Annotated in this window: 34 protein-coding genes; 32 read left to right on the forward strand and 2 right to left on the reverse strand. The window is 54.9% G+C overall.

Going from position 1 to position 18982, the window contains the following annotated elements:
* A partial coding sequence (locus tag AC2FH2_RS15645) for an EF-Tu C-terminal domain-related protein (RefSeq protein WP_496691896.1) occupies positions 1 to 183 on the forward strand: 183 nt, incomplete at its 5' end.
* Between the two features lie 253 nt (positions 184 to 436).
* Here AC2FH2_RS15645 and AC2FH2_RS15650 read toward each other — a convergent pair.
* A complete protein-coding gene (locus tag AC2FH2_RS15650; RefSeq protein WP_142639802.1) occupies positions 437 to 778 on the reverse strand; it encodes a RidA family protein in 342 nt (113 codons plus the stop codon).
* A gap of 256 nt (positions 779 to 1034) precedes the next feature.
* Here AC2FH2_RS15650 and AC2FH2_RS15655 point away from each other — a divergent pair, with 256 nt between their 5' ends.
* From AC2FH2_RS15655 to rpmD, 29 genes are all read left to right on the forward strand, one after another.
* Complete coding sequence (locus AC2FH2_RS15655) at positions 1035 to 1442, forward strand: hypothetical protein (RefSeq protein WP_496824309.1); 408 nt, start codon at positions 1035 to 1037, stop codon at positions 1440 to 1442.
* On the forward strand, positions 1334 to 1786 hold the full coding sequence (locus tag AC2FH2_RS15660; protein ID WP_496824405.1) for an FkbM family methyltransferase: 453 nt from the start codon (positions 1334 to 1336) through the stop codon (positions 1784 to 1786). The genes AC2FH2_RS15655 and AC2FH2_RS15660 overlap by 109 nt, the downstream gene beginning before the upstream one ends.
* A gap of 280 nt (positions 1787 to 2066) precedes the next feature.
* Positions 2067 to 2261, forward strand: coding sequence for a hypothetical protein (locus AC2FH2_RS15665; RefSeq protein ID WP_282022291.1), 195 nt, complete (start codon positions 2067 to 2069; stop codon positions 2259 to 2261).
* Positions 2262 to 2537: 276 nt separating this feature from the next.
* Positions 2538 to 2852 (forward strand): 30S ribosomal protein S10, encoded by a 315-nt coding sequence (gene rpsJ / locus AC2FH2_RS15670; protein WP_008756422.1) that lies wholly within the window; start codon positions 2538 to 2540, stop codon positions 2850 to 2852.
* An 18-nt stretch (positions 2853 to 2870) separates the two neighbouring features.
* Positions 2871 to 3596: a 50S ribosomal protein L3 gene (rplC, locus tag AC2FH2_RS15675; protein WP_142639796.1), complete on the forward strand. Its 726-nt coding sequence runs from the start codon at positions 2871 to 2873 to the stop codon at positions 3594 to 3596.
* Positions 3593 to 4210 carry a 50S ribosomal protein L4 gene (rplD, locus tag AC2FH2_RS15680; RefSeq protein WP_050605826.1) on the forward strand — a complete coding sequence of 206 codons (618 nt, stop codon included), beginning with the start codon at positions 3593 to 3595 and terminating at the stop codon, positions 4208 to 4210. Before rplC ends, rplD begins: the two co-directional genes overlap by 4 nt.
* Positions 4207 to 4503 (forward strand): 50S ribosomal protein L23, encoded by a 297-nt coding sequence (locus AC2FH2_RS15685; protein WP_142639794.1) that lies wholly within the window; start codon positions 4207 to 4209, stop codon positions 4501 to 4503. The genes rplD and AC2FH2_RS15685 overlap by 4 nt, the downstream gene beginning before the upstream one ends.
* A 170-nt stretch (positions 4504 to 4673) precedes the next feature.
* Complete coding sequence (locus AC2FH2_RS15690) at positions 4674 to 5708, forward strand: fatty acid desaturase (RefSeq protein WP_142639792.1); 1035 nt, start codon at positions 4674 to 4676, stop codon at positions 5706 to 5708.
* An 80-nt stretch (positions 5709 to 5788) separates the two neighbouring features.
* Positions 5789 to 5965: a hypothetical protein gene (locus tag AC2FH2_RS15695; protein WP_176797675.1), complete on the forward strand. Its 177-nt coding sequence runs from the start codon at positions 5789 to 5791 to the stop codon at positions 5963 to 5965.
* Positions 5966 to 6557: 592 nt separating this feature from the next.
* Positions 6558 to 6815 (forward strand): hypothetical protein, encoded by a 258-nt coding sequence (locus AC2FH2_RS15700; RefSeq protein ID WP_496690422.1) that lies wholly within the window; start codon positions 6558 to 6560, stop codon positions 6813 to 6815.
* 334 nt (positions 6816 to 7149) lie between these two features.
* Complete coding sequence (gene rplB / locus AC2FH2_RS15705; RefSeq protein ID WP_008757664.1) at positions 7150 to 7992, forward strand: 50S ribosomal protein L2; 843 nt, start codon at positions 7150 to 7152, stop codon at positions 7990 to 7992.
* Positions 7993 to 7995: 3 nt separating this feature from the next.
* Complete coding sequence (rpsS, locus tag AC2FH2_RS15710) at positions 7996 to 8274, forward strand: 30S ribosomal protein S19 (protein WP_005980699.1); 279 nt, start codon at positions 7996 to 7998, stop codon at positions 8272 to 8274.
* A gap of 3 nt (positions 8275 to 8277) precedes the next feature.
* On the forward strand, positions 8278 to 8658 hold the full coding sequence (gene rplV, locus AC2FH2_RS15715) for a 50S ribosomal protein L22 (protein ID WP_039538267.1): 381 nt from the start codon (positions 8278 to 8280) through the stop codon (positions 8656 to 8658).
* Positions 8658 to 9368 carry a 30S ribosomal protein S3 gene (gene rpsC, locus AC2FH2_RS15720; protein ID WP_037311761.1) on the forward strand — a complete coding sequence of 237 codons (711 nt, stop codon included), beginning with the start codon at positions 8658 to 8660 and terminating at the stop codon, positions 9366 to 9368. Before rplV ends, rpsC begins: the two co-directional genes overlap by 1 nt.
* Before the next feature lie 12 nt (positions 9369 to 9380).
* Positions 9381 to 9794, forward strand: coding sequence for a 50S ribosomal protein L16 (gene rplP / locus AC2FH2_RS15725; protein ID WP_085823145.1), 414 nt, complete (start codon positions 9381 to 9383; stop codon positions 9792 to 9794).
* A gap of 143 nt (positions 9795 to 9937) precedes the next feature.
* Complete coding sequence (locus AC2FH2_RS15730; protein ID WP_496691900.1) at positions 9938 to 10558, forward strand: 2OG-Fe(II) oxygenase family protein; 621 nt, start codon at positions 9938 to 9940, stop codon at positions 10556 to 10558.
* A 203-nt stretch (positions 10559 to 10761) separates the two neighbouring features.
* Positions 10762 to 10968, forward strand: a complete 207-nt coding sequence (locus AC2FH2_RS15735; protein WP_010437077.1) for a cold-shock protein — start codon at positions 10762 to 10764, stop codon at positions 10966 to 10968.
* Between the two features lie 199 nt (positions 10969 to 11167).
* Positions 11168 to 11593 carry an ester cyclase gene (locus AC2FH2_RS15740; RefSeq protein ID WP_496824311.1) on the forward strand — a complete coding sequence of 142 codons (426 nt, stop codon included), beginning with the start codon at positions 11168 to 11170 and terminating at the stop codon, positions 11591 to 11593.
* 197 nt (positions 11594 to 11790) lie between these two features.
* Entirely contained in the window at positions 11791 to 11997 is a 207-nt protein-coding gene (rpmC, locus tag AC2FH2_RS15745; protein WP_074736205.1) for a 50S ribosomal protein L29, read from the forward strand.
* 4 nt (positions 11998 to 12001) lie between these two features.
* The gene (rpsQ, locus tag AC2FH2_RS15750; protein ID WP_037311742.1) at positions 12002 to 12232 is read left to right on the forward strand and encodes a 30S ribosomal protein S17; all 231 of its coding nucleotides are present in this window, start codon (positions 12002 to 12004) and stop codon (positions 12230 to 12232) included.
* Between the two features lie 76 nt (positions 12233 to 12308).
* Positions 12309 to 12677 carry a 50S ribosomal protein L14 gene (gene rplN, locus AC2FH2_RS15755; protein ID WP_005621870.1) on the forward strand — a complete coding sequence of 123 codons (369 nt, stop codon included), beginning with the start codon at positions 12309 to 12311 and terminating at the stop codon, positions 12675 to 12677.
* A gap of 2 nt (positions 12678 to 12679) precedes the next feature.
* Positions 12680 to 12991, forward strand: coding sequence for a 50S ribosomal protein L24 (rplX, locus tag AC2FH2_RS15760; protein ID WP_142639787.1), 312 nt, complete (start codon positions 12680 to 12682; stop codon positions 12989 to 12991).
* Complete coding sequence (gene rplE / locus AC2FH2_RS15765; RefSeq protein ID WP_142639786.1) at positions 12984 to 13544, forward strand: 50S ribosomal protein L5; 561 nt, start codon at positions 12984 to 12986, stop codon at positions 13542 to 13544. The genes rplX and rplE overlap by 8 nt, the downstream gene beginning before the upstream one ends.
* A gap of 19 nt (positions 13545 to 13563) precedes the next feature.
* The gene (rpsN, locus tag AC2FH2_RS15770; protein WP_142639784.1) at positions 13564 to 13869 is read left to right on the forward strand and encodes a 30S ribosomal protein S14; all 306 of its coding nucleotides are present in this window, start codon (positions 13564 to 13566) and stop codon (positions 13867 to 13869) included.
* Positions 13870 to 13882: 13 nt separating this feature from the next.
* Positions 13883 to 14275: a 30S ribosomal protein S8 gene (rpsH, locus tag AC2FH2_RS15775; RefSeq protein WP_142639782.1), complete on the forward strand. Its 393-nt coding sequence runs from the start codon at positions 13883 to 13885 to the stop codon at positions 14273 to 14275.
* Between the two features lie 12 nt (positions 14276 to 14287).
* The gene (rplF, locus tag AC2FH2_RS15780) at positions 14288 to 14821 is read left to right on the forward strand and encodes a 50S ribosomal protein L6 (RefSeq protein ID WP_058272374.1); all 534 of its coding nucleotides are present in this window, start codon (positions 14288 to 14290) and stop codon (positions 14819 to 14821) included.
* 11 nt (positions 14822 to 14832) lie between these two features.
* The gene (rplR, locus tag AC2FH2_RS15785; protein ID WP_142639780.1) at positions 14833 to 15192 is read left to right on the forward strand and encodes a 50S ribosomal protein L18; all 360 of its coding nucleotides are present in this window, start codon (positions 14833 to 14835) and stop codon (positions 15190 to 15192) included.
* Between the two features lie 116 nt (positions 15193 to 15308).
* The gene (gene rpsE / locus AC2FH2_RS15790; RefSeq protein WP_142639778.1) at positions 15309 to 15878 is read left to right on the forward strand and encodes a 30S ribosomal protein S5; all 570 of its coding nucleotides are present in this window, start codon (positions 15309 to 15311) and stop codon (positions 15876 to 15878) included.
* Positions 15879 to 15890: 12 nt separating this feature from the next.
* The gene (rpmD, locus tag AC2FH2_RS15795; protein WP_008757946.1) at positions 15891 to 16079 is read left to right on the forward strand and encodes a 50S ribosomal protein L30; all 189 of its coding nucleotides are present in this window, start codon (positions 15891 to 15893) and stop codon (positions 16077 to 16079) included.
* 122 nt (positions 16080 to 16201) lie between these two features.
* Here rpmD and AC2FH2_RS15800 read toward each other — a convergent pair whose 3' ends face one another.
* Positions 16202 to 17215, reverse strand: coding sequence for a radical SAM/SPASM domain-containing protein (locus AC2FH2_RS15800; RefSeq protein WP_496824312.1), 1014 nt, complete (start codon positions 17213 to 17215; stop codon positions 16202 to 16204).
* 512 nt (positions 17216 to 17727) lie between these two features.
* On the opposite strand from AC2FH2_RS15800, the gene AC2FH2_RS15805 reads away from it, so the two are divergent.
* Positions 17728 to 17940, forward strand: coding sequence for a DUF1127 domain-containing protein (locus tag AC2FH2_RS15805; protein ID WP_496691902.1), 213 nt, complete (start codon positions 17728 to 17730; stop codon positions 17938 to 17940).
* Positions 17941 to 18117: 177 nt separating this feature from the next.
* The gene (locus AC2FH2_RS15810; protein ID WP_496824313.1) at positions 18118 to 18945 is read left to right on the forward strand and encodes a hypothetical protein; all 828 of its coding nucleotides are present in this window, start codon (positions 18118 to 18120) and stop codon (positions 18943 to 18945) included.
* The last annotated feature ends 37 nt before the right edge of the window (positions 18946 to 18982 follow it).

Genomic DNA, 18982 nt, shown 5'->3' on the forward strand with positions numbered 1-18982 from the left:
ACAACTGACGTGACCGGCACCGTGACCCTGGCAGCTGGCACCGAGATGGTTATGCCCGGCGACAACGTGTCGTTCGAAGTTGAGCTGATCGCACCGATCGCGATGGAAAACGGCCTGCGTTTCGCCATCCGCGAAGGCGGCCGCACCGTCGGCGCCGGCGTTGTGTCGAAAATCGTCGAGTAATTCGCGCAAGCGAATGATCAAATGGAAAGGGCGCCCATCCGGCGCCCTTTCTCGTTTGATCTCGACAAGCCCGCGACGCACCCATGTCGTACACCAATGAGTGTTGAGTGATCGGAGGCGGTGATGAGATCGTTCGTCGAATAGTCTCAGACCTAACCGTCGAAACAAAAAAAGCCCGCCCCAAACGGGGCGGGCTTTTTCTGTTTGAATTTGGTAGTTCAAGACGGGGGAATTCCTAAAGAAGCAGCATGCTTCAGTCGTATGCGGCGTCCACTATGAATTCCACCTTCAGTTCGGGCCGCGCTAGTTTTGCTTCGCCACACGCCCTCGCAGGTGCGTATCCTGCAGGAACCCAAGCATTCCAGACCTCGTTCAAACCAGCAAAGTCCTTCATATCGGCCAGCCAGATGGTCACACGCAGCATCTTTTCCCGTGATGAACCTGCGCGCTCTAGCAGGTCGTCAATTTTCCCAAGGCAAATACGCACCTGTTCCTGAATGGTATCACCTTCGGCGACTTGCCCGGTCAAATAGGCCACACCATTATGTTTAACGATTTTGGACGATCTCTCGCCGGTTTCGATGCGTTCTATCATTGGAGTGATCTCGCTGTTTCCTGTTTGATGCACGCGTTCATGGTCATAAGATGCCCCGCATGGCAAACGGAAACCGCTTGAGTAACTTTCAGAAAAGTTGAACTGGTCGGGGACGGCCCGGGTCGATAGCATTTCGCCACGCCTAGGCTAGCTTGCCAGCGACACAGTATACCAGATTGCGCTTTTGCCGTTGAAGTGCTCTCTAGTTGGTTTCAGTGGATTGCATCGGGCGAAACCGCAAGAAGGATACTTCGACATGGACGAAACCGTAGAACGACTGTCCAAACGCCTGAAGCGGCGAGGATATCAGGTTTCGCCAATGAAGGAGACGGGTGCCTATATCGGTAATCTGGGTTTTGAGGTCGAGACAGTATTCGACGTCGGGGTGGCCTCGGGAACCGAGCATTTGTACGAAGCTTTCCCTGCAGCCAAGTTTGTGTTGGTTGAGCCCATTTCGGATTACGAAACCAAGGTACGAAAAACTGGGGCGACAAGATCGATTTTGATTTCCATGCTTGCGGAGTTGGTGCCGAAAGCGGACAGACGACTCTTCGAATTCCAACAGTTGGCGATCGTTGGCTCGGCACACGGGCAACGATGCAGGAGTTTGACGAAGCGGCAATCCAGCACACCTCGCAAGTTGAAGAGCGACAAGTCCCGGTAAAAACACTGGATGAGATTGCGTCTTCCTACAAGGAACCTTTCGGATTGAAAATCGACACGGAAGGTTTTGAAATCGAGGTTATTAAAGGTGCATCGGAGATGCTGAAAAAATGCACCTTTGTATTGGCTGAAGTCTCTGTACGGCGCCGGTATCATGGCGGTTATAGGTTCAGCGATTTTGTCGCCGCGATGGCAGATCACGGGTTTGAGCTACACGAATTCGTCAGGCCACCGTCTGCAGAAGCGACCGATTGCGATGCCATTTTTGCCCCATTCGAAAGCTCAGTGTTCGACTATCAGGATACCAGACTGTCTCGTATGGCGGCACGGGTAGCCAAGACATAGTCTAAGGGCATCTTTCCGCATGCAACGCGAGTTGTGTTGCCCGCGAAGGCGTTGAGCCAATCGCGCTGGGAGACGCCCCGCTTTTCGCTATCCGTGAAAGTGGCCGCTCCTCAAAGGACGGCCTTTACAGAGGTTCGGATCGAGATGAGGTTACTCTGCGCCCACAAATCTGAAAGAGGTCGTGCAAGCCTCAAACAATTTGAAGTTAGAAACATGTATCGCCTCAGTTGCACTGATGACATATCGAACGTTACGAACAAGGGCAGAGTGAAGACACACGATGGAAGCAATATTCATCCTCTTGTTTTTGGCCTTTTTGCTCTGGGCGATCTGGCAACTGTTTGCGCTAGTGGGGGATATGGCAGAGCGGCGCGGACAAAATCGATTACTTTGGCAAGTGGCAGCACTGTTTATCAACCCGTTTGGGGCAATTATCTTGCTTTGGCTTTTTGTGTCTGTCCAAGAAAATCCCTAAGCATTCAGTACAGGAATCTGGTGGACCATTTTAGATTGAGTTGATCTTGTCACGACACCCAAATTCAGAAAATCTACGCATAGGGTATGAGCCAGGTGAGCGCATTCGACTTGTTTGAACTTCCCCCCTTGCCAAACCCCTCACACCCCTGTAGATCGCGCGAGTTCTCTATAAGAACATCAAGGCGGGGTGATTCCCGCCTTTTGGGTTCGATGAGGGTTGGCGATGCGCGCTTGTCCTCCTCTCAACCTCAACGCCTGATAAAAGGCTGTTATTATGCAAAGCCAAAATATCCGTATTCGGCTGAAGGCATTTGACTATCGCGTTCTGGATGCCAGCACGCAAGAGATCGTCAACACTGCCAAGCGGACCGGCGCGAACGTGCGCGGCCCGATCCCGCTGCCGAACAAGATCGAGAAGTTCACGGTTCTCCGTGGTCCTCACGTTGACAAGAAATCCCGCGACCAGTTCGAGATCCGTACGCACAAGCGTCTGCTCGACATCGTTGATCCGACCCCCCAGACCGTTGACGCGCTGATGAAGCTCGACCTCGCTGCTGGTGTGGACGTCGAGATCAAGCTGCAGTCGTAAGATCGGAGGGTATAGATTATGCGCTCTGGTATTATCGCAAAAAAAGTCGGCATGACCCGCCTGTTCATGGAAGACGGCAAGCAGATCCCTGTGACCGTTCTTCACCTGGACAACCTGCAGGTTGTTGCACAGCGCACGGACGAGAAGGACGGCTATACTGCTGTTCAGCTGGGTGCCGGTGCTGCCAAGGCAAAACGCACCTCGAAAGCCATGCGCGGTCACTATGCCGCTGCCAAGGTTGAACCCAAGCGTAAGCTGGTCGAGTTCCGTGTCTCTGAAGATGGCCTGATCGAAGTGGGTGCCGAGATTTCGGCAGAACATTTCCTGGAAGGTCAGAAAGTTGACGTTTCGGGTACTTCGATCGGTAAAGGCTTTGCCGGTGCAATGAAGCGCTGGAACTTCGGTGGTCTTCGCGCCTCACACGGTGTTTCGATCAGCCACCGTTCGCACGGTTCAACTGGCCAGTGTCAGGATCCGGGCAAGGTTTTCAAAGGCAAAAAGATGGCCGGTCACATGGGTGCTGCCCGTGTAACCACCCAGAACCTGGAAGTCGTCAAAACCGACGCCGACCGTGGTCTGGTCTTCATCAAAGGCGCCGTTCCCGGACCGAAATCCGGTTGGGTTACCGTCAAGGACGCCGTCAAGAAGAAAGCACCGGAAGGCCTGCCTTTCCCGGCTGCTGTGAAATCGGCTGCAACCGAAGCACCTGCGGAAGAAGCTCCCGCGGAAGGTGGTGAAGCATGAAACTTGATGTAATCAAACTGGACGGCGGCAAAGCCGGCAACATCGAGCTGGATGCGGACCTGTTCGGCCTGGAGCCGCGCGCGGACATCCTGCACCGTGTGGTCCGTTGGCAGCGTAACAACGCGCAGGCTGGCACCCACAAGGTCAAGACCCGCTCGGAAGTGTCCTACTCGACCAAGAAGATCTATCGCCAAAAAGGCACCGGTGGCGCACGCCACGGCGCCCGTTCGGCACCGATCTTCCGGGGTGGTGGCGTTTACAAAGGTCCGGTCGTGCGTTCGCATGGTCATGACCTGCCGAAAAAGTTCCGTAAACTTGGTCTGCGCCACGCGCTGTCTGCCAAAATGGCAGCTGGTGAACTGGTCGTGATCGAGAACGCCGAAGCCGAAGGCAAGACCGCCGCTCTGGCCAAGCAGGTTGCAAACCTGGGTTGGAAACGCGCTCTGGTCATCGACGGGGCGACCGTGAACGAAGGGTTCCTGAAGGCGTCGCGCAACATCGAAGGTCTGGATATCCTGCCGTCGATGGGTGCAAACGTTTATGACATCCTCAAGCGTGACACTCTGGTGCTCACCAAAGCGGCTGTCGAAGCACTGGAGGCTCGACTGAAATGAGCGCGAAGGCAGAACACTACGACGTGATCCGCAAGCCGATCATCACCGAAAAGTCGACCATGGCGTCCGAAAACGGCGCGGTTGTCTTTGAGGTTGCGATTGACAGCAACAAGCCACAGATCAAAGAGGCCGTTGAGGCACTGTTTGGTGTGAAGGTCAAAGCGGTGAACACCTCTGTGACCAAAGGCAAGGTCAAGCGGTTCCGCGGCCAGTTGGGCAAGCGGAAAGACGTCAAAAAAGCATATGTGACCCTTGAAGAGGGTAACACCATCGACATTTCCACCGGTCTTTGATCGGGCCTGTCTTTGGACAAACCATTAAGACCCCCGCGAAAGCGGGGGTTTTTCTTTAGGTAGTGACACCAAAAGTTGAGCGCCATTCCCAGCGTCTCGAACAGAAAATGATTGCTATGCCGGTGGGGTCGTCTATCCGGTATGCAACAAACAAACGATATGGCAGGCGCATGACCCAATCCACTCTCTCGACCCGGGACAACCCGGATGTGACTGTCGCGCGGGACTGGGTGTCGACGCTGGCCAAATATCGGGAGCCAAGCCAACCGCGTAGCTGGTTCGAGCTGGGGGTTACCTGTGTTCCCTTCATAGCGCTTTGGGCCTTGGCCTGGATGTCTTTGTCGGTGAGCTATTGGCTGGCGCTTGCGATCTCGGTTCTGAACGCGGCCTTTCTGCTGCGCCTGTTTGCCATTCAGCATGATTGCGGTCACGGGGCATTTTTTACGAACCGGACGGTCAGTGACTGGGTCGGTCGGGGGCTCGGGGTGCTGACGTTGACGCCTTACGATGTTTGGCGGCGCACACATTCCTCCCATCACAACTCATCTGGCAATCTGGATAAGCGCGGGATGGGGGACATCCATACGCTGACGGTGGCCGAATACCGGGCGCTGACGCCCTTGAACCGGTTATTTTACCGGCTCTATCGCCACCCGATCACCCTGTTTGGCTTTGGGCCCGGCTATCTGTTCCTGTTTCAAAACCGCCTCCCGCTTGGCTTGACCGGTATTCCGAAATTCTGGGTCAGCGCGATGGCGACGAACCTGGCCATTCTGGCCGCACTGGGGGCCATCTACTATTTTGGTGGCCTGATGCCGGTGCTGCTGATTTTCCTGCCCTCGACGCTTATCGCCGCGACCGCTGGCGTCTGGTTGTTCTATGTCCAACACCAATTCGAAGAGACGCAATGGGACCCTGATCAGGACTGGCAACTGCACGAGGCCGCCCTGCACGGAAGTTCGCATTACATCCTGCCATCCGTATTGCAGTGGTTCACGGCCAATATCGGCATCCACCACGTACACCATCTGTACAGTCGCATCCCGTTCTATCGCCTGACCGAAGTGCTGCGGGATCATGAGGAATTGGCCAACAGCAACCGGATGACCATCCGCGAGAGCCTCGCCAACGCGCGGCTGCACCTGTGGGATGAAAAGAACCGCCGCCTGCTGTCCTTTGCCGAAGCGCGCGCGCTGTATGGGTGACGGGATCGGTCAGATGGTGTGAACGATAGCCGGAAATCCGGTCGTTGCCCCCGGCGTGTGATGCGGATACGGTCGCTCTTATGAAACATGTCCCCAAAGAAACAACAGATGAGGCCCTTATTCAGGAGTTCCTGGATAAAGGAGGCAAAGTCAGCATCGGCAAAACCAAACCTGCGCCAGCAGAGCTGGGTCTGAGCAAGAATGTCTGGAACGCCAAGCTGACCAAGGAAGAGAAGGCCGCGCGCGACAAGAAGTGATCGTGCGGGGCTTTGGGTGAGCGTTGAGGCTTCTGGTGTAACACTGGAAAATGGCATCCTTTGACGTGTTCGCCAGCCTCTGGTCGGCCTCGTCTTTGGAGAGAGATATTTGGCCCCCGCGCAAGCGAGTTTTTTTGTTGTCTCTATCCGCAAGCCGCGCCGGTGACTGACCGTGGGATGGCGCCGCAGCGACTGATCTGCGCGCTTTATAGTGCCAATTACATCCGAACTTATAGCGAGGCGCAATAGTCCCCAAAGCGCCAGCCCGCCGGGACGGGCAGTCGCTGGCGCGGCGGCCTTCGGCCTTGACTACGCACCTTTTGGGCGAACTGAAAGAAATTGTCAGAACAAGTATGCTTGGGAGGAAAGTGAAGCTACCGAAGTTAACCTAAGCCATCCGTCAAACGTCTAACTCAATAGGTCAGATGCGAGTGTCGAATTCCTTTAATGGCAATTCTGGCTCTCATTCAAAACTCTCTAGTATCTCGGTATACCGGCACCTTTGTCTGCGATGCATGCGTTGGCTTTGTTGGCCAGTTCATAGTGTACTGTGTTCGGTGGATCAATTGAGTACCCGGTGCGACCGCCTACAATGTATTTTGTGACTCGAAAATTTGATCCAATCCCAGCTTCCGCGGCGCATTCCAGCACAATATCCAAATCTGATTTCGCGCTGGTCTTTTGGCCTTCCGAAGCCTCCGGTAAATCTGCTGTGCTGCACGCAGAAACGAATGCTGTTCCGCAAATTGCAAAGATGGGGAATATGGCCTTAATCATCTTTTACCTCCTAGTTGAAATGTGGGAAAAGTCAGTAGATGAAGAGATTCCGGCATCAACTAGCAGTGCGTAAATAACTATATATGTTGCCAATATTCTATACTGGTCTTGGTTGTGAGCTGCGCACAGCCGTTGCCGTCACCAAGTTTGAACAATATTCTTTCGTGGTTTAAGAAAATGAATTTGGAGGGAACCATAGAGTATCGAAGTTTTCGAAATTCATAGAGCACCCTATAGACACCCACCCCCAACACGGCTATATGCACCCAATCTTGCGGCCTCGGATTCGTTCCGGGGCTTCTGATATTTGAAACCGGGGACCTTCGGGGCCCTATACCTTTGGCACCTACGGGGGCCTATCACATAGCGGGGAAATCCCTGCACTTGCTAAACGGAAGACAGAAAGCATGGCACTCAAGTCGTACAAGCCGACGACGCCGGGCCAGCGCGGGCTGGTGCTGATCGACCGTTCGGAGCTTTGGAAAGGACGTCCGGTCAAGTCTCTCACTGAGGGTTTGACCAAATCGGGCGGCCGGAACAACACCGGACGGATCACTTCACGCCGCCGCGGCGGTGGCGCAAAGCGTCTCTACCGGATCGTTGACTTCAAACGGAATAAATTTGATGTCGCGGCAACCGTTGAACGGATCGAATATGACCCGAACCGGACCGCATTCATCGCACTGGTAAAATACGAAGACGGCGAGCAGGCATACATCCTGGCTCCGCAGCGTCTGGCTGTTGGTGACAAAGTCGTGGCATCCGCCAAGGCTGACATCAAGCCGGGCAACGCAATGCCGTTCTCGGGTATGCCTATTGGTACCATCGTCCACAACATCGAGATGAAGCCCGGCAAGGGTGGTCAGATCGCACGTGCGGCCGGTACTTACGCGCAATTCGTAGGCCGCGATGGCGGTTATGCTCAGATCCGTCTGAGCTCGGGCGAGCTGCGCATGGTTCGTCAGGAATGCATGGCCACCGTTGGTGCCGTGTCCAACCCCGACAACAGCAACCAGAACCTCGGTAAAGCCGGCCGTATGCGCCACAAAGGCGTGCGTCCGTCGGTTCGTGGTGTCGCAATGAACCCGATCGATCACCCGCACGGTGGTGGTGAAGGCCGTACCTCGGGTGGCCGTACACCGGTTACGCCTTGGGGTAAGGACACCAAGGGTAAGCGTACTCGCAACAAAAACAAAGCGTCCCAGAAGCTGATCATCCGCTCGCGGCACGCCAAGAAGAAGGGACGTTAATCCATGTCTCGCTCTGTTTGGAAGGGTCCTTTCGTCGATGCTTACGTGCTGAAAAAAGCCGAAGCAGCGCGCGAGTCGGGCCGCAACGAAGTTATCAAAATCTGGTCGCGTCGTTCCACCATTCTGCCCCAGTTCGTGGGTCTGACCTTTGGTGTGTACAACGGCCAGAAGCATATCCCCGTCAACGTCTCGGAAGACATGATCGGTCAGAAGTTCGGTGAGTATTCGCCGACTCGCACCTATTACGGTCACGCCGCTGACAAAAAAGCGAAGCGGAAGTAAGTCATGGGCAAGGAAAAGAACCCCCGCCGCGTGGCTGAAAACGAAGCAATGGCAAAAACGCGCATGCTCCGTACCAGCCCGCAGAAACTGAACCTGGTTGCGCAGATGATCCGCGGCAAGAAAGTTGAGAAGGCTCTGACCGACCTGACTTTCTCGAACAAGCGTGTCGCGCAGGACGTCAAAAAGTGCCTGCAGTCCGCAATCGCCAACGCTGAGAACAACCACAACCTGGACGTTGACGAGCTGATCGTTGCAGAAGCATGGGTTGGTAAGAACCTGGTCATGAAACGCGGTCGCCCCCGGGCCCGTGGCCGTTTCGGCAAGATCATGAAGCCGTTCTCGGAGATCACCATCAAGGTGCGTCAAGTTGAGGAGCAAGCCTAATGGGTCATAAAGTAAATCCGATCGGCATGCGCCTTCAGGTGAACCGCACCTGGGACAGCCGCTGGTACGCCGATACCAAGGACTACGGTGATCTTCTGCTGGAAGATCTGAAGATCCGTGAGTTCATCAACAAAGAGTGCAAGCAAGCCGGCATCGCCCGTGTGATCATCGAACGTCCGCACAAGAAGTGCCGCGTTACGATCCACACTGCACGTCCGGGTGTCATCATCGGCAAGAAAGGCGCGGACATTGAAGTTCTGCGCAAGAAAATCGCCCTGATGACAGACAGCGAATTGCACCTGAACATCGTCGAAGTGCGCAAGCCCGAGCTTGACGCACAGCTGGTTGCCGAGTCTATCGCTCAGCAGCTGGAGCGCCGGGTTTCGTTCCGTCGCGCGATGAAGCGGTCTGTTCAGAACGCCATGCGTATGGGCTCTCTGGGTATCCGGGTGAACGTCGCTGGCCGTCTGGGTGGCGCCGAAATCGCACGGACCGAGTGGTACCGCGAAGGCCGTGTGCCTCTGCACACGCTGCGCGCCGACATCGATTACGCACAAGCCGAAGCGATGACTCCTTATGGGATCATCGGGATCAAGGTCTGGATCTTCAAAGGTGAGATCATGGAGCACGATCCGCAGGCACGTGACCGTAAAGCACAGGAACTCCAGGACGGCCCTGCACCTCGTGGTGCTGGTGGCGGTCGTCGCTAAGGAGGGAAAGATATGCTTCAACCAAAGCGTACTAAATTCCGCAAGATGCACAAAGGCCGGATCAAGGGTGAAGCCAAGGGCGGCTCTGATCTGAACTTTGGCACCTATGGACTGAAAGCTCTTGAGCCTGAGCGTGTAACTGCACGCCAGATCGAAGCTGCACGTCGTGCCATGACGCGTCACATGAAGCGTCAGGGTCGCGTCTGGATCCGCATCTTCCCCGACACTCCGGTTACGGCTAAGCCGATCGAAGTTCGTATGGGTAAAGGTAAAGGTTCGGTCGACCGCTGGGCATGCAAAGTCAAGCCTGGCCGCGTGATGTTCGAAATCGACGGCGTCAATGACGACATCGCCCGCGAGGCCCTGCGCCTGGCTGCGATGAAGCTGCCGATCAAGACTCGCGTCGTGGTTCGCGAAGACTGGTAAGCGACCCGGGGGCGACCCCGCTCGCGACAAGATTGACCCCCGTCGGGAAACCGGCGGGGGTTTTTGGTTTGATGGCGCTGCCCCCGCGACAGCCTCGCAAAACACCCATCGCCTTCATCGAGAGGCTGGTTTAAGACAGACCCATGGCACAGATTGAATCACTTTTTGTCACCCGTCTCTATCGTGCAGCTTTGTCCGAGTTTGATCCCAAGATCGACCCGGAGGAGCTGGAAAGCTCCTGTCTTGTCATCGCCGAGGATGACGAGGCCGGGCAGGAATGGTGCGAAGAAAACGGCTATCCCGGTTATACCAGCTATGCCTCGCTGACGGATCTGCCCTGGCGGTTTCCGATCTTTGCCGATCTGGTTAAGGTGCTGGACCAGCACGTTGCAGCTTTTGCTAAGGATCTGGAGTTTGATCTGGGTGAGGGTGAACTAAAGCTTGAAGACCTTTGGATCAACATTTTGCCCGAGGGCGGAATGCACTCCAGCCACCTGCACCCACATAGTGTGATCTCGGGCACGACTTATGTTTCGATGCCCGAAGGTGCTAGCGCGCTGAAGCTTGAAGACCCGCGCTCGGGCCGCATGATGGCAGCGCCCACGCGTATGAAAGGGGGCCGTCGAGACCTGCAGCCTTTCATCTATGTGAAGCCTCAGGTTGGCGATGTTTTGCTATGGGAGAGCTGGTTGCGCCACGAGGTGCCGATGAACATGGCCGAGGATGAGCGGATTTCCGTCAGCTTTAACTATAAATGGGACTAGCACGGTTGTTTAAGGGACTCTGATTCAAAGGAATGTGTGAAAAGTTCTTGCATTGTGTCGTCAGATAAACGATGTGGAGGGCGCTTACGTTTTTCTTTTTCGACCACTGTCTCCCGAATATCGGCGTTCAGTCTTTCGATCCAGACCGACAACGCCGAGCTGTCGCAATTCCGCGGACAGCAATTTAATAGGAGACTACGGATATGGCCAATGGCACCGTAAAATGGTTCAACACAACTAAAGGTTTTGGCTTCATCGCACCGGAGACCGGTGGCAAAGACGTGTTTGTGCACATCTCTGCTGTCGAGCGCTCGGGTCTGACCGGCCTGGCCGACGACCAGAAAGTAACGTTCGACATCGAACCCGGCCGTGACGGTCGTGAGTCGGCTGTGAACATCGCTCTGGCGTAAGTCACTTAGACTTAGACAGTTGAAGACGCGGTCTCGTGCAAACGAGGCCGCGTTTTTCGTTTCAATTTAGACCTAGCTAGATTTTTGACTGAGTTGCCACACACCTTCGATTGGAATGATCAGTAACACAATCTGAGAAAATCTGGAGCCAGCTCATATAGAATCTTGTATGCTCCTTGGATCATGGGGGGTGTTTGCTGTGAAAGAAGCTGAACGAGTGGTTCGCCAATTCCACGAGAGTTGGGGTATGCGCGATCCTGATCGCGGAGCCGAGGTAATTGCCGAAGATTGCCAGTTTGAGGATGTTGCTCGTGAAGAAAAACAACATGGCAAGTTAGCATACAAAGAGGACTACGAGCGCTGGCGACTGGCATTCCCAGATGGAGAATGCATCGTTGACAATGTGATCGTCAGCGATTGCGGTGAATGGGCTATCGTCGAGTTCCACAACACCGGCACTCATACAGGTGTGCTGCATTCAAGCCTTGGTGAATTCGAACCGACCGGAAAGCGATACGAAGTGCGTTATTGCTCGGTGATGCGGGTGAAAGGTGGCATGGTTGTTGAGGGAAGAGACTATTACGACAGCGCCACCATCGCACGACATTTGGGCTTAGTTAAGTAAGCAAGGAATAGCGTGCTTAGAGTAGCTGCTTGTGTCTTCCCAAAGTTTCCCTTGCCACCCACTCCTGAACCCCCTATAGAGCGGCATCTTGCGTTCCCCCGGCCGAGTCGGGGGATTCGTATGTCTATCATTCATCCACCAGGTCAAAGGTGACCCTGCATAGGGGCCTTCTGGTGTTTTGAGCAAAGGAAAAGGCGATGAACGCCCAAGAACTGCGTGACAAGACCCCTGACCAGCTCCGCGAGGAACTGGCCAACCTGAAGAAAGAAAGCTTTAACCTGCGCTTTCAACAGGCAACCGGTCAGATGGAAAGCACCGCTGGCATCAAAGCGGCCCGCCGCAACGCCGCCCGCGTTAAAACCATCCTGAACGAAAAGGCCGCTGCTGCGGCATCGGAGGAGTAATCCTATGCCTAAGCGTATCCTGTCCGGCACCGTAACCAGCGATGCCAACGCACAGACTGTAACCGTATCCGTCGAGCGCCGCTTTACGCATCCGGTTCTGAAGAAAACCATCCGTAAGTCCAAGAAATACCGGGCTCACGATGAAAAGAACGCCTTCAAGGTCGGCGATACAGTTCGCATCATCGAATGCGCGCCGAAATCGAAGACGAAACGTTGGGAAGTTCTGGAAGCGTAAGCCTCCGGGATTTTCCCATTTGTCGAAACCCTGGGGGATCTAACAAGACCAGCCCCCACAGGTCGGGAGAAACCACATGATCCAGATGCAGACCAATCTGGATGTCGCTGACAACTCCGGCGCACGCCGAGTTCAGTGCATCAAGGTCCTGGGTGGTTCCAAGCGTAAATACGCCTCTGTAGGCGACATCATTGTCGTCTCGGTGAAGGAAGCCATCCCACGCGGCCGCGTAAAGAAAGGTGACGTCCGTAAGGCCGTCGTCGTACGCACCGCCAAAGAAGTCCGTCGCGAAGACGGCACCGCGATCCGTTTCGATCGCAACGCCGCCGTCATTCTGAACAACAACAACGAGCCCGTAGGTACCCGTATCTTTGGCCCTGTTGTTCGTGAACTGCGCGCGAAAAACTTCATGAAAATCATCTCGCTTGCTCCGGAGGTGCTGTAATCATGGCTGCTAAACTCCGCAAAGGCGACAAGGTCGTCGTGCTGGCTGGCAAGGACAAGGGCAAAGAGGGAACTATCACCTCGGTCGACCCGAAAGCCGGTAAAGCCGTTGTTGATGGCGTGAACATCGCCATTCGCCACACCCGCCAGTCGCAGACCTCGCAAGGTGGTCGCCTGCCTCAGGCAAACCCGATTGAGCTGTCGAACCTGGCTCTGCTGGACAAAAACGGTAAAGCAACCCGCGTTGGCTTCCGCATGGAAGGTGACAAGAAAGTTCGTTTTGCCAAGACCACGGGGGACGTGATCGATGCTTGATACCGCAACCTACACCCCGCGTCTGAAAGCTCAGTACGCTGAAACCATCCGTGCCGCTCTGAAAGAAGAGTTCGGTTACAAGAGCGATATGCAGCTGCCCAAGCTGGAAAAGATCGTTCTGAACATCGGTTGTGGTGCAGAGGCCGTCAGAGACTCGAAGAAGGCGAAAGCCGCTGTTGAAGATCTGACCGCGATTGCAGGCCAAAAGGCTGTTGCAACACTGGCGAAGAAGTCGATCGCGGGTTTCCGCGTCCGTGAAGACATGCCGCTGGGTGCGAAAGTTACCCTGCGCGGTGACCGGATGTATGAATTCCTGGATCGTCTGATCACCATCGCGCTGCCGCGCGTTCGTGACTTCCGCGGTGTTAAGCCTTCTTTCGATGGTCGTGGCAACTTTGCCATGGGCATGAAAGAGCACATCGTGTTCCCGGAAATCGACTTCGACAAGGTCGACGAGGTCTGGGGCCTGGATATCGTAATTGCCACCACAGCGAAAACCGACGCTGAAGCGAAAAGCCTGTTGAAAGCGTTCAACATGCCGTTCAACGCTTAAGCGCCGGGAGGATTGAGACATGGCTAAAAAAGCAATGATCGAACGCGAGAAGAAGCGCGAACGCCTGGTGGCCAAATATGCCGCAAAGCGTGCCGAGCTGAAAGAAATCGCGAATGACGAGAGCAAGCCGATGGAAGAGCGTTTCAAAGCGCGTCTGAAACTGGCGAAACTGCCGCGCAACAGCTCGGCAACTCGTCTTCACAACCGCTGTCAGCTGACAGGTCGTCCTCATGCTTACTATCGTAAGCTGAAGGTCAGCCGTATCATGCTGCGCGAGCTGGGTTCTGCAGGTCAGATCCCCGGCATGGTGAAATCGAGCTGGTAAGGGAGACATAGATATGAACGATCCTATCGGCGATATGCTCACCCGTATCCGCAACGCGCAAATGCGCGGCAAGTCCACTGTAAACACTCCGGCGTCGAAACTGCGCGCCTGGGTTCTGGACGTGCTGGCGGACGAAGGTTACATCCGTGGCTACGAAAAGATGACCGGTGAAAACGGTCATCCGGCCATCGAAATCAGCCTGAAATACTACGAAGGCACCCCTGTCATTCGCGAGTTGAAGCGGGTCTCCAAGCCCGGTCGTCGCGTATACATGGGCGTCAATGACATCCCGCAGGTCCGTCAGGGTCTGGGTGTGTCGATTGTCAGCACTCCGAAAGGTGTGATGTCGGACCAGAATGCACGCTCCAACAATGTTGGCGGCGAAGTGCTCTGCACCGTCTTCTAAGGAGGTCTGTCAATGTCTCGTATTGGTAAACGTCCGGTCGAACTGCCTAGCGGTGTAACCGCCTCGGTTTCCGGCCAGACCATCGAAGTCAAAGGCCCGAAAGGTGCCCGTAGCTTCACTGCGACTGATGACGTTACGCTGTCGGTCGAAGACAATGTGGTTCAAATCAACCCGCGTGGCATGTCCAAACGTGCCCGCCAGCAATGGGGCATGAGCCGCACCATGGTTGCCAATCTGGTAACCGGTGTGACCGAAGGCTTCAAAAAAGAGCTGGAGATCCAGGGTGTTGGTTACCGGGCTCAGATGCAGGGGAACACCCTGAAGCTGAACCTGGGCTACAGCCACGACGTTGATTTCGTTGCTCCGGAAGGTGTCACCATCACCGCACCGAAGCAGACCGTGATCATTGTGGAAGGTAACGACCAGCAGCAGGTGGGCGAAGTCGCGGCGAAAATCCGCGAATGGCGCCGTCCCGAGCCGTATAAAGGCAAGGGTATCCGCTATAAGGGCGAATTCATCTTCCGCAAAGAAGGCAAGAAGAAGTAAGGACGCAAACAATGGCAAACAGCAAAAGAACCCTGTTTCTGAAGCGCCGCCTGCGCGTTCGGAACAAACTTCGCAAGGTCAATGCAGGTCGTGTGCGCCTGTCGGTTCACCGTTCGAACAAGAACATCAGCGCTCAGCTGATCGACGACGTTCGTGGTGTGACCCTGGCCTCGGCCTCGACCCTGGAAAAAGATCTGGGTGTAGTTGGCACAAACAACGTCGAAGCGGCTACGAAAGTGGGCGCAGCCATCGCCGAGCGTGCCAAGAAGGCAGGCGTCGAAGAGGCTTATTTCGATCGTGGCGGCTTCCTGTTCCACGGCAAAGTGAAGGCTGTCGCCGACGCTGCGCGTGAAGGTGGTCTGAAGATCTAAGACTTGCGGGCAGCGCCTCAGCTGCCCCGATGATCCGGGGGCCTCGGCAATAGTCGAGGCTCACTTGGATTGAAACAACGGCGCCGTAATGCGCCACATGAGAAAAGGGATGCCAAATGGCAGAACGTGAAAACCGTCGGGGCCGTGGCCGCGACCGCGACGAAACTCCGGAATTCGCAGACCGTCTGGTCGCGATCAACCGCGTGTCGAAAACCGTAAAAGGTGGTAAGCGCTTTGGCTTCGCCGCTCTGGTGGTTGTCGGCGATCAGAAGGGCCGCGTCGGCTTTGGCAAGGGTAAAGCAAAAGAAGTACCCGAGGCCATCCGTAAGGCGACTGAACAAGCCAAGCGTCAGATGATCCGCGTGCAGCTGCGCGAAGGTCGGACCCTGCACCACGATATTGAAGGCCGTCACGGCGCCGGTAAAGTGGTTATGCGCTCGGCACCTGAAGGTACTGGTATCATCGCCGGTGGTCCGATGCGTGCTGTGTTCGAAATGCTGGGCGTCAAGGACGTTGTGTCCAAGTCGTTGGGCTCGCAGAACCCGTACAACATGATCCGCGCCACCATCAACGGCCTGCAAAAAGAGCAGAGCCCGCGTTCGGTTGCACAGCGTCGCGGCAAGAAAGTTGCTGACATCCTGCCCAAGCGGGACGAAGCGCCTGTTGCTGCTGAAGCAGAAGCATAAGGAGAGCGACCCATGGCAAAAACCATCGTCGTCAAGCAGATCGGTTCCCCGATCCGCCGCCCCGCCGAACAGCGCGCGACCCTGATCGGTCTGGGCTTGAACAAGATGCACAAAACCCGTGAGCTGGAGGATACTCCTTCGGTCCGCGGCATGGTCAACAAGATCCCGCATCTGGTAGAGATCATCGAAGAACGCGGCTAATCGCGAGTTCTTTGAAGACTTAAGAACGCCTCCGATCTGATCGGGGGCGTTTTCTTGTTTGGCCGGTCGTTTTTTTTCCGGCTCGTCTTATGGTGCTGTTCAGTGCCTCGGCGCAAACTCGGCTATGACCCGAGCGCCTTTTTTTCTGCAAACTCAATGTCGACTTCATGGCGCAACGGGGGTTCTCTGCCTGGTTTTTCGTACAGCCTGGGGCATCCATCGCAAAAACTGGCTGCTGCTTCGCGTTTGGAATGAGCACGCGGGTTCCAGACCTGCCGGCGCAGAGCTTTGTATTTTTCGTTGTTCCAGATGGTTTCAAGTGGTTCGTCGAAAACATTTCCCAACACATGCGGATCACGGTTCTTGTCGGAAACATATTGGCGGCCGGATCGCCAGAGACAGCAGGGAATCACATCGCCATCAAAGCGAATGACCGTGCTGCTGTGGGGCCAATGGCACCTTGGGGTGAGGGATGATGACAGGGGCGGGCCATTTTCAATCCGATCGGGATCGTCGTCTACGACGTTGTACAGATCTCCATTTGCATCGAACCGTAGCCCTTCAAACGTGGTAAAGGCGTCGATACCAATCTCGTCTACGATGGCCTTCACCTGATCCAGTTCATCCTCGGCGTGATGGGGGAAAGAGATATGCTGTATTTCTATGAACGGAGATTTCAGACCCTTCCTCTTTTTATAGCCAGCCAGTAGTCGCAGGTTGTTCAGAACGAAATCCAGGCGTCCGCGAACACGGGTAACCTGAAAGCTTTCCTGCGTCGCGCCATCAACAGAGATTGTGATATGCCTAAGCCCGGCATCGACCAGGTCATGAATCCTCTCGGCTTTTAGCCGATAGCTGAAATGGGTGGTGATATGGCTTTCCAAACCGGCTGCGGTCGTGGCCCGGATCATGTCGGTGAGGTCCGGGTGTGCCAGAGGATCGCCATAGTAGAACAGGCTTACACCAAGCGCGCGATCTTTGATCTGGTCAATGATATGCCGGTACTGCTGAATGCTGAGTTTGTCCTGTTTCCCGAACTTCTGATCGCTGAGCAAGGGTCGGTCACGACCTGCCGGATTCGCATGGACGCAATGTGGACAGGCTAGTGAGCACAGCGGCGAAATATCAATTTTCACCAAAGACGGCAGCGGGGCGGCTTGTTGAGAGTGAAGAAGATAGCCCCGAATGTTGCGCAACAGGTTTGCCGATTGCTTCAAGGAAGGACGGCGCTGAATCCAGCGCAACCTTCTAATAACGCTTGAAACCAAAGGCATGGAGTATCCTCATTCATGAAGCCGAGGACGCCCTAAACGTGCGAGGCGAAAATGGTAAAACAGGCCGAAATAGCCCGATAGTTCACGGATACGTGATAGAATAGTGAAAATATGGGTCCGTAAAAGAAAAAAGATATTAAAATATATAAATTTGATAAATCTTATCTTTAGCCGAGAAATCCAAAGGACTATTTCAACGAAAGCCTGTAGTGGGATGTCTAAACAGTGTTTTCACTGCCATTCCCCCAATGCATACCGGCCAGACCGAATCTTCTGTTGTTAGCGTTATCTGGCGTTCTTATTTGAGCTTTGTCCAAAATAGGAACGCAAACGAAATCTGGAGAATACGCTCCGGTTTAGAAAGGAATATAGAAATGGCAAACACAGCAACTTTTTCCCGCGAAGGCTTTGGTCTGACCGCCCGCATCGCAACTCTGATTGCCCGCGTGAAAGAGGCCTATGCCCTGCGCGCCGAATTCGGCCGCACCTATTCAGAGCTTCAGAACCTGACTGATCGTGAACTGAACGACATTGGTATCCGCCGGTGCGATATAAGTGATATTGCGCATAAGCACGTCTACTGCTGAGAACCTGGCAGGATGAACAACACCGAGGCGCCATTTGGCGCCTCTTTTGATTCTGCATGCTTGAAAGGCACAAGCACGGTGAAATTGGTCGCTCTGCATTGTGGATCGTTTGGAAATTTTCCATGAGAATTATTAGAGGAGGCTATGTCCCAATAACGCGATGACGAGGCTGACACAGTGCGAGACTACCAGATCGGCATGTTGTGGGTGGATGGCCCGCTGTGCTTTCTCGAGCAGCTCTGCATCAAATCCTATCTGGATGCCGGTCAATCCGTTCGCCTCTACACCCATGGGAATGTCTCAGGGATACCTGAAGGTGTGGATACCCGCGATGCGCGCGATGTGATGCCTGGCACAGAATTCATTGCGCATAGCCGTACTGGTAGCCCGGCGCCGCATTCGGACAAGTTCCGATTCCGCATGTTGGCGCAGGAGCCCGATTTGATATGGGCGGATACGGACGCCTATTGCATGCGTCCATTCACAACGGAGACCGGGCATTTTTACGGAATGCTCGAAGGAGAGATTGCGATCGGCGTATTGGGCATTCCGTCAGACAGCCCGGCGCTGGATCTGCTCATCGAATATACAACGGACCCATATCGGATTCCGCCATGGCTGCCCAAACGATATCAGGAACCCCTTCGTGCGGCACAGGATGCAGGTGATCCGATCAATGTGCCCGCGCAATATTGGGGCGCATGGGGTCCGTCAGCCTTTGCCTGGGCTTTACGGCAAACCGGCGAACACCAATTTGTTCTGCCTGAGCATGTGTTCTATCCGGTGAACTTTACCAGACGGCGCGCTTTGGCACGCCCAAACGCCGATTTATCCAGGTTCTTCCACGAGGACACAGTTTCAATTCACTTTTATGGTCGCCGGATGCGTTCGATCCTGAGGAACAGGTATAATGGCCTGCCAGATCCAGACAGCCTGGTGGGTAAGCTTCTGGCCAAACACCGGATTAATCCACTGGACGCGCCAATCCAAAATGCTGAAGGCTAGACAGTTTGGGTGTTGTTCACTTCAAAACTTGCATCCT

Source organism: Ruegeria sp. YTSA105 (genome assembly GCF_059610225.1).

Bases quoted from the DNA above. Each gene is read 5' to 3' on its own strand.
- AC2FH2_RS15650 (WP_142639802.1), bottom strand. From the start codon at position 778: ATGATAGAACGCATCGAAACCGGCGAGAGATCGTCCAAAATCGTTAAA.
- AC2FH2_RS15655 (WP_496824309.1), top strand. From the start codon at position 1,035: ATGGACGAAACCGTAGAACGACTGTCCAAACGCCTGAAGCGGCGAGGA.
- AC2FH2_RS15665 (WP_282022291.1), top strand. From the start codon at position 2,067: ATGGAAGCAATATTCATCCTCTTGTTTTTGGCCTTTTTGCTCTGGGCG.
- rpsJ (WP_008756422.1), top strand. From the start codon at position 2,538: ATGCAAAGCCAAAATATCCGTATTCGGCTGAAGGCATTTGACTATCGC.
- rplC (WP_142639796.1), top strand. From the start codon at position 2,871: ATGCGCTCTGGTATTATCGCAAAAAAAGTCGGCATGACCCGCCTGTTC.
- rplD (WP_050605826.1), top strand. From the start codon at position 3,593: ATGAAACTTGATGTAATCAAACTGGACGGCGGCAAAGCCGGCAACATC.
- AC2FH2_RS15685 (WP_142639794.1), top strand. From the start codon at position 4,207: ATGAGCGCGAAGGCAGAACACTACGACGTGATCCGCAAGCCGATCATC.
- AC2FH2_RS15690 (WP_142639792.1), top strand. From the start codon at position 4,674: ATGACCCAATCCACTCTCTCGACCCGGGACAACCCGGATGTGACTGTC.
- AC2FH2_RS15695 (WP_176797675.1), top strand. From the start codon at position 5,789: ATGAAACATGTCCCCAAAGAAACAACAGATGAGGCCCTTATTCAGGAG.
- AC2FH2_RS15700 (WP_496690422.1), top strand. From the start codon at position 6,558: ATGTATTTTGTGACTCGAAAATTTGATCCAATCCCAGCTTCCGCGGCG.
- rplB (WP_008757664.1), top strand. From the start codon at position 7,150: ATGGCACTCAAGTCGTACAAGCCGACGACGCCGGGCCAGCGCGGGCTG.
- rpsS (WP_005980699.1), top strand. From the start codon at position 7,996: ATGTCTCGCTCTGTTTGGAAGGGTCCTTTCGTCGATGCTTACGTGCTG.
- rplV (WP_039538267.1), top strand. From the start codon at position 8,278: ATGGGCAAGGAAAAGAACCCCCGCCGCGTGGCTGAAAACGAAGCAATG.
- rpsC (WP_037311761.1), top strand. From the start codon at position 8,658: ATGGGTCATAAAGTAAATCCGATCGGCATGCGCCTTCAGGTGAACCGC.
- rplP (WP_085823145.1), top strand. From the start codon at position 9,381: ATGCTTCAACCAAAGCGTACTAAATTCCGCAAGATGCACAAAGGCCGG.
- AC2FH2_RS15730 (WP_496691900.1), top strand. From the start codon at position 9,938: ATGGCACAGATTGAATCACTTTTTGTCACCCGTCTCTATCGTGCAGCT.
- AC2FH2_RS15735 (WP_010437077.1), top strand. From the start codon at position 10,762: ATGGCCAATGGCACCGTAAAATGGTTCAACACAACTAAAGGTTTTGGC.
- rpmC (WP_074736205.1), top strand. From the start codon at position 11,791: ATGAACGCCCAAGAACTGCGTGACAAGACCCCTGACCAGCTCCGCGAG.
- rpsQ (WP_037311742.1), top strand. From the start codon at position 12,002: ATGCCTAAGCGTATCCTGTCCGGCACCGTAACCAGCGATGCCAACGCA.
- rplN (WP_005621870.1), top strand. From the start codon at position 12,309: ATGATCCAGATGCAGACCAATCTGGATGTCGCTGACAACTCCGGCGCA.
- rplX (WP_142639787.1), top strand. From the start codon at position 12,680: ATGGCTGCTAAACTCCGCAAAGGCGACAAGGTCGTCGTGCTGGCTGGC.
- rplE (WP_142639786.1), top strand. From the start codon at position 12,984: ATGCTTGATACCGCAACCTACACCCCGCGTCTGAAAGCTCAGTACGCT.
- rpsN (WP_142639784.1), top strand. From the start codon at position 13,564: ATGGCTAAAAAAGCAATGATCGAACGCGAGAAGAAGCGCGAACGCCTG.
- rpsH (WP_142639782.1), top strand. From the start codon at position 13,883: ATGAACGATCCTATCGGCGATATGCTCACCCGTATCCGCAACGCGCAA.
- rplF (WP_058272374.1), top strand. From the start codon at position 14,288: ATGTCTCGTATTGGTAAACGTCCGGTCGAACTGCCTAGCGGTGTAACC.
- rplR (WP_142639780.1), top strand. From the start codon at position 14,833: ATGGCAAACAGCAAAAGAACCCTGTTTCTGAAGCGCCGCCTGCGCGTT.
- rpsE (WP_142639778.1), top strand. From the start codon at position 15,309: ATGGCAGAACGTGAAAACCGTCGGGGCCGTGGCCGCGACCGCGACGAA.
- rpmD (WP_008757946.1), top strand. From the start codon at position 15,891: ATGGCAAAAACCATCGTCGTCAAGCAGATCGGTTCCCCGATCCGCCGC.
- AC2FH2_RS15805 (WP_496691902.1), top strand. From the start codon at position 17,728: ATGGCAAACACAGCAACTTTTTCCCGCGAAGGCTTTGGTCTGACCGCC.